This is a genomic window from Streptomyces sp. IBSBF 2435, assembly GCF_036815005.1.
GTDB lineage: Bacteria > Actinomycetota > Actinomycetes > Streptomycetales > Streptomycetaceae > Actinacidiphila.
On sequence record NZ_JAJSYW010000273.1, the window covers coordinates 1 to 6,344 of the forward strand.

6 protein-coding genes are annotated in these 6,344 nt (G+C 74.9%); 4 read left to right on the top strand and 2 right to left on the bottom strand.

What is annotated here, in order from left to right; all coding sequences use genetic code 11:
* Window positions 1-60: 60 nt before the first annotated feature.
* The 3 genes from V7E46_RS31700 (at window position 61) to V7E46_RS31710 (ending at window position 2,720) form a co-directional block, all read left to right on the top strand.
* Window positions 61-1,398: a M20/M25/M40 family metallo-hydrolase gene (locus tag V7E46_RS31700; RefSeq protein ID WP_333771637.1), complete on the top strand. Its 1,338-nt coding sequence runs from the start codon at window positions 61-63 to the stop codon at window positions 1,396-1,398.
* Window positions 1,399-1,545: 147 nt separating this feature from the next.
* Window positions 1,546-1,779: a chaplin gene (locus V7E46_RS31705; protein WP_329180440.1), complete on the top strand. Its 234-nt coding sequence runs from the start codon at window positions 1,546-1,548 to the stop codon at window positions 1,777-1,779.
* A 122-nt stretch (window positions 1,780-1,901) separates the two neighbouring features.
* Window positions 1,902-2,720, top strand: a complete 819-nt coding sequence (locus V7E46_RS31710; protein WP_333771638.1) for a chaplin — start codon at window positions 1,902-1,904, stop codon at window positions 2,718-2,720.
* Between the two features lie 90 nt (window positions 2,721-2,810).
* On the opposite strand, the gene V7E46_RS31715 is transcribed toward V7E46_RS31710, so the two are convergent.
* The gene (locus V7E46_RS31715) at window positions 2,811-2,999 is read right to left on the bottom strand and encodes a DUF5703 family protein (protein ID WP_073499534.1); all 189 of its coding nucleotides are present in this window, start codon (window positions 2,997-2,999) and stop codon (window positions 2,811-2,813) included.
* A gap of 47 nt (window positions 3,000-3,046) precedes the next feature.
* Between V7E46_RS31715 and V7E46_RS31720 the strand changes: the two genes are divergently transcribed.
* Window positions 3,047-3,655 (top strand): hypothetical protein, encoded by a 609-nt coding sequence (locus V7E46_RS31720; protein ID WP_333771639.1) that lies wholly within the window; start codon window positions 3,047-3,049, stop codon window positions 3,653-3,655.
* Window positions 3,656-3,792: 137 nt separating this feature from the next.
* Here V7E46_RS31720 and V7E46_RS31725 read toward each other — a convergent pair whose 3' ends face one another.
* The gene (locus V7E46_RS31725) at window positions 3,793-6,180 is read right to left on the bottom strand and encodes a helix-hairpin-helix domain-containing protein (RefSeq protein WP_333771640.1); all 2,388 of its coding nucleotides are present in this window, start codon (window positions 6,178-6,180) and stop codon (window positions 3,793-3,795) included.
* Window positions 6,181-6,344: the final 164 nt, after the last annotated feature.

The following is a 6,344-nucleotide window of genomic DNA, read 5'->3' on the forward strand; positions in this document are numbered from 1 at the left end:
GGATGGGGGCGGCATCCGGCGCGTGCAGCGGGCGGGTGGGCGACGAGGAGGAGAGACAGCGTGAGCGAGTCCAGGCGTGGCAGTGCGACCAGCGGGGGAGTCACGGGCGAGGACGAGGTCGTCGATCTGTGCAGCGAGCTGATCAGGATCGACACCAGCAACTACGGGGACCACTCCGGGCCGGGCGAGCGGGCCGCTGCCGAATACGTGGCGGAGAAGCTGGCCGAGGTGGGTCTCGAGCCGCAGATCTTCGAGTCGCACCGGGGCCGGGCCTCCACCGTGGCCAGGATCGAGGGTGTCGACCGGTCGCGGCCCGCGCTGTTGATCCACGGGCACACCGACGTCGTCCCGGCCAACGCCGACGACTGGACCGTGCACCCCTTCTCCGGCGAGGTCGCCGACGGGTGCGTGTGGGGCCGGGGCGCGATCGACATGAAGGACATGGACGCGATGACCCTCGCGGTCGTCCGCGACCGGATGCGCAGCGGGCGCAAGCCGCCGCGGGACATCGTGCTGGCCTTCCTCGCCGACGAGGAGGCCGGCGGCACCTTCGGCGCCAAGCACCTGGTCGCCGAGCACCCCGACCTCTTCGAGGGCGTGACCGAGGCGATCGGCGAGGTCGGCGGCTTCTCCTTCACCGTCAACGAGAATCTGCGGCTCTACCTGATCGAGACCGCAGAGAAGGGCATGCACTGGATGCGGCTCACCGTGGACGGCACCGCCGGCCACGGCTCGATGACCAACAGGGACAACGCGATCACCGAGCTGTGCGAGGCGGTCGGCCGGCTCGGCCGGCATGAATTCCCGGTCCGGGTCACCAAGTCGGTACGCGGCTTCCTCGACGAGCTGTCCGACGCGTTCGGCACTGAACTCGACCCTGAGGACATGGACTCGACGCTGGCCAAGCTCGGCGGCATCGCCAAGATGATCGGCCCGACCCTGCGCAATTCGGCCGCTCCGACGATGCTCGGCGCCGGCTACAAGGTCAACGTCATCCCCGGGCAGGCCACCGCCCACGTCGACGGGCGCTACCTGCCGGGCCACGAGGAGGAGTTCCTGGCCGACCTCGACCGTATCCTCGGCCCGCGCGTCAAGCGCGAGTCCCTGCACACCGACAAGGCCCTGGAGACCGATTTCGACGGCACCCTGGTCGACGCCATGCAGGCGGCGCTGCGTGCCGAGGACCCGGCGGCGCGCGCGGTGCCGTACATGCTCTCCGGCGGCACCGACGCCAAGTCCTTCAACGACCTGGGCATTCGCTGCTTCGGCTTCGCCCCGCTCCAGCTGCCGCCCGAGATGGACTTCGCCGGGATGTTCCACGGCGTGGACGAGCGCGTACCGGTGGAGGGCCTGAAGTTCGGCGTCCGCGTCCTGGACCGTTTCATCGAACAGAGCTGACCGATCGGTCAGCTGTACCCGTACCGGTGGTTTCGTTCGCCGGTACGGGTGAAAGGCCCGATGCCTTCGTAGCCCTCTTTCTCCGGGGTCGTTACGACGGTGTGGTCCGCAGGCCGGGCCGCGCTTGTCCCACCAGGAGGAATACGAATGATCAAGAAGGTCGTCGCCGTCACCGTCGCCACCGGCGGTCTCATGCTCGCGGGCGCAGGTATGGCCGCCGCCGACGCCGGTGCCCAGGGCGCCGCAGTGGCGTCCCCCGGTGTGCTGTCGGGCAATGTCATCCAGATCCCCGTGCACATCCCGCTGAACGTGTGCGGAAACACGATCAACGTCGTCGGGCTGCTCAACCCCGCCTTCGGCAACACCTGCGTCAACAGCTGATCACGCCGCGGCCGTGCAGGCTGCGCGGCCGACGCCGGATCGGCCCCGGACGCACCCACCTGCGTTCCGGGGCCGCTCGCCATTCCAGGATCCCTGAACGCAGGGGAAGGTTAGGGGAAGTAATGCGACAGGTCGCAAAAAAGGGCCTGCTCACCGTGGTCGCCACCGGCGGGGTGATCGCCGCGACCGGTGGTCTGGCGTACGCCGACGCGGGCGCGTTCGGTGCGGCCGCCGATTCGCCCGGCGTCGTGTCGGGCAACACGGTCCAGGTCCCGGTGCACGTGCCGGTCAACGCGTGCGGCAACACCATCGACGTGGTGGGCCTGCTGAACCCCGCGTTCGGCAACCACTGCGCCAACGTCTCCGCCCACCCGGGCGGCGGCGGGGGCGGGTCCGTCGCCCGCGGCGGCGCCCACCACTCGCCGGGCGTCGGCTCGGGCAACGCCGCCCAGGTGCCGGTGGACGTGCCGGTCAACGTGTGCGGGAACACCATCGACGTGGTGGGCCTGCTCAACCCGGTCTTCGGGAACGACTGCGCGAACGTCGAGACACCGCCCGTCACCCCGGTCACTCCGGGGAACCCCGTGACACCGCCCGGCGGCCACCCGGGACACCCCGGCCACCCCGGACACCCCGGTCACCCGGGACATCCGGGTACGCCCGGCACTCCCGGGAACCCGGGCACCCCCGGCACTCCGGGCACTCCGGGCACTCCGGGTACGCCGAGCACCCCGGGCAACCCGGGCACCCCCGTGACGCCCAGCGCCCCGGGCAAGCCCGGCGCCCCTGTGTCGCACCTCACCCCGGCGACGCCCGGCAACAGCACCGGCACGCTCGCGCACACCGGTTCCGACGGCATGGCCCTCAGCGCCTTCGCCGCCGGCGCCCTGCTGCTCGGCGGCGCCCTGCTCTACCGCCGCGGCCGCCGCACCCAGGGCTGAGCGCACCGCAGCCCGAAGCCCGGCCCGAAGCCTGGCCCGACGTCCGGCCCGCGGTCAGGGCCGGTCAAGGCCGCTCACGTGCGGGCCATCTCACCAGGTGGCCCGCACCTGACGGATGATCCGGCGCCGCAGCCGCACGCGTCTGCTCCCGTCGGGATAGAGGCGGAGCCGGTCCACTTCCCAGTGCCCGTACTCCGCCTCGTCGGTCAGCAACCGTGTCGCGTCCTTGCGGGAGACCCCACGCGGCACGTACATCTCTCTGAATTCGTATTCCGGCATCGCATCTATTGTGCAAGCAACGCCCTGGTGCGGATAGCGTCTGCCTCATGTCTGATGACGTGCAGCCCACGGCGGCCGAGGTCCGTGCCGCAGTCGAGGCGGTCAAGGCCGCGCTCGACCGGCATCTCGACGCGATCGAGAAGCGCAGCGGCGAGGACGACCCCGCCGTTCACGAGGCGTTCGAGGCGCTGGCCTCGGCCGCCGAGTCGTACGACGAGTTGCTGTACGACGCCTACGACGAGGTGACCCCGCTCGAAGTGCCCACCGGCGGTTCGATGCCGGAGTACGAGGGTCCGGAAGAGCCCGAGGCGATCAGCGTGCTGATCCGCCGCGACTACACGGTCGTCGCACCCGACCGGCTCTTCTCGCAGGCCAGACATGCGAGTGAGGACACCGACGGGTCGGCGACCGCGACCGTCAACGCGGCGCTCGGGGTGATCTTCGGGGAGTACGAACCCGACGAGATCGCCCAGCGGCACAAGGACTTCGGCTTCGAGGAGGGCGACTCCACGGTGTGGGTCTCGGCGGTGGAGCCCGCCGAGCCGGGGGAGTGGCTGGAGGCGCCCTTCGACCAGGCCGACCCGCACACGGTGGTGTGCCGCTTCGACGTCAGCGCGGTCTTCGACGACGAGCTGGGGGTCCTGGACCCGGACTGAGCCGTGTCGGATCCTCGACCCGGACCGATCCGGGCCGGCCCGTGCGCGGCGAGCAGGACCGACCAGGACCGAGCACGGCGGAGCGGGACCGAGCACGACCGGCGGCCCCGGGGGCACAGCCCCGGGGCCGCCGGGGCTCAGCCCTGCGCGGTCAGCTCGCGCAGCACCGCTGCCAGCCGGGTCGTGCGCTCCGTCGCGGGCGGCCCCGCGACCGCCTGGGCCAGCTGCTGTTCCGCGCCCTGCACCACCGACAGGTGGCGTTCACCGCGGCCGAACGCCGTGTAGACCCAGGACCTGGTCAGCAGCGGCCCCGCGTCGCCCGGGACGACCACCACCGCGGCGGGCCAGCGCATACCGGCCGCCTGATGCCCGGTCACCGCCCAGCCGTGCCGTACGGTCGCCGCCACGTCCCCGCGCGGCACCAGCACCGAGCCCCCCTCGCAGTCCAGCCGCAGGCCCTCGGGCTCGGCGCCGGTCACCGTGCCGGGCAGCGTACGGCCGGGCACCGGTACGTGGACGACCCGGTCGCCCGGGTCGAAGCCGCCGAAACGGCCGGGACCGGGGTTGAGGCGCTCCTTGAGCGCGGCATTGAGCGCCCGGGTGCCGACCGGGCCGCCGTGGCCCGTGGTGACCACCTGGACCTGCGCCCCCTCGACGCCGAAGGCCCGCGGCACCGAGTCGGCGACCAGCTGGACCGTACGGTGCACGGCCTCGCGCGGGTCGCGCACCGGCACCACCACGACTTCCTTGTCCGGCGCGTCCACGGACGCCAGCTCGCCCTCGCCGACGCAGGACACCAGCTCGCCGATCGGCCCCGGGTCAGGCGTACGGGAAACCACCCGCGGGCAGACCCGGGCCGCCAGCAGGTCGGCGAAGACCCGGCCGGCCCCCGCCGACCACAGCGCGTGCGGGTCGCCGCTGAGCACCAGCCGGGCACCGTCCGGGACCGCCTCCACGAGCGTCGTGGCCTCCTCGACGGACAGCTGCGGCGCGTCGAGCACGGCCAGCAGGTCCAGGCCGAGGCTGCCGTCCCCGGCGAGCCCGGGCCCCTCGGCGCCGGACAGCAGCCCGGCCACCGTCACGGCCGCGTCCTCGCCCACGGCGGCGGCGAGCCTGCGGCGGCCGTTCTCGGTGTACGCCGCCGCGTAGGCGCGCAGGCCCGCGGCCCGTGCGGCGGCCACCAGCGCGGCGGGCTCGGCACGCGCCGCCTCACCACCGGAGTGCACGACCAGGCCGCTGCCCGCCGCGGCCCTGATCAGCTCGGCCGCGGAAGGCGTCGGGGCGGCCGTACGCGCCCACTGCGGCTCCTCGCCCCCGCTCTCGCCCTCGAAGGACCGCAGCAGCCGGAAGAAGCCGTCCGCGAGGCTCTCCTCGGCCATCGCGTAACGGTCCAGGCCGAGCAGCAGCGATACGTCCTCCTCGCCGTCCTCGTCCTGGTCGTCGCCCTCCCGGAAGACCAGCAGCTGGCCGTCCGTGACGGCCGCCGTGACCGCGGCCTCCGGGTCGGGCAGGGAATACCCGCGCAGGGCGGTGTGCAGGTCAGCCGGCGGCAGCGCGGTGTGCCCGCGCTGGGCGGCGTCTTCCAGCACCCGGGCGACCAGCGCGCGGGCCCGCCGTTCGTCGCCGGGGCCGCACGCGCTCCCGAGCAGCCCGCGCGCGAACGCGTCCCCCTGCTCCACCTGTACCCCGGCGACCCCGAGCACCAGCCACGGGTCGGCCCGCAGCTCCGCCGCGGCCCGCTCCCCGAGCAGCCGCACGGCCCCTTCCGCCAGCTCGGCCGGCGCGCCGCCCTCGCCCAGCACGGCAGCCGCCGCGGCGACGGCCCCGGCGTCCAAGGCCACGCGCCGCGCGCCGCCCTGGGGCCGACCGGTGCCTGCTGGGCCACCCTGCGGCCCCTGCGGCCGGGAGTCGCCCGCGCCCGGAGTCCCGGCAGGCCCGCCCGGGTCGCCGGTGCGGCCGTCCGCCCCGCCGCCATTTACGCCCGCCGTACGCCCGGCGCCGACGCGGTCGCCGGTCGGCCCGTCTGGAGCCCCGGCCGGTCCGTCCGGCCCGCCGCCATCCACGCCTGCCCCACGACCGGCGCCGAGCCGGTCGCCGGACGGCTCGGCGCCACCGGCGGCACCGGCACCGGACCCGCCGGCGCCTGCGTCCCGCGTGCCTGCGGCCGTTGTCCCGTCGTCGTCGGTGTCCGGCCCGCTGCCGCCGGCGCTGCGAGCGCCCGTGGCCGACTCGGCGGCATCGCCGGCGCCGGAGCCGGGCCCGCTTCCGCCAGCGGCGTCGCCGGCGTCGGGCGCACCGCCCGCGGTTCCGGAGCCGGACCCGCTACCGCCCGAGCCCTCGGCACCTGCGGGCGCACCGCCCGCGCCCTCGGCGCCCGGGGCCGTCGCGGCGCCGTCCGCCTCCGCGGCCTCCGCGGCACCGGCACCGGACCCGCCGGCGTCTGCGGTCTCCGTCCCCGGGGGCGGTGCGGACGTGTCCGCCGCCTCGGCCTCGGCCGCCTGGAGGGCGGCGGCCTCCGCCGCCATCGCCTCGCGGCGCTTGCGGCGGGCCTCGGCCGCATTGCCGCGCGGGGCCGGAGCGGCAGCGCTTTCGCCGCGTTCGATGGAGCGGACGGCCGCCGCGAGGCTCGCCAGGTCCGCCGGTGGGCGGCGGGGACCGGGCGTCGCCGCCGGGTCCTGGGGGTCGGGCG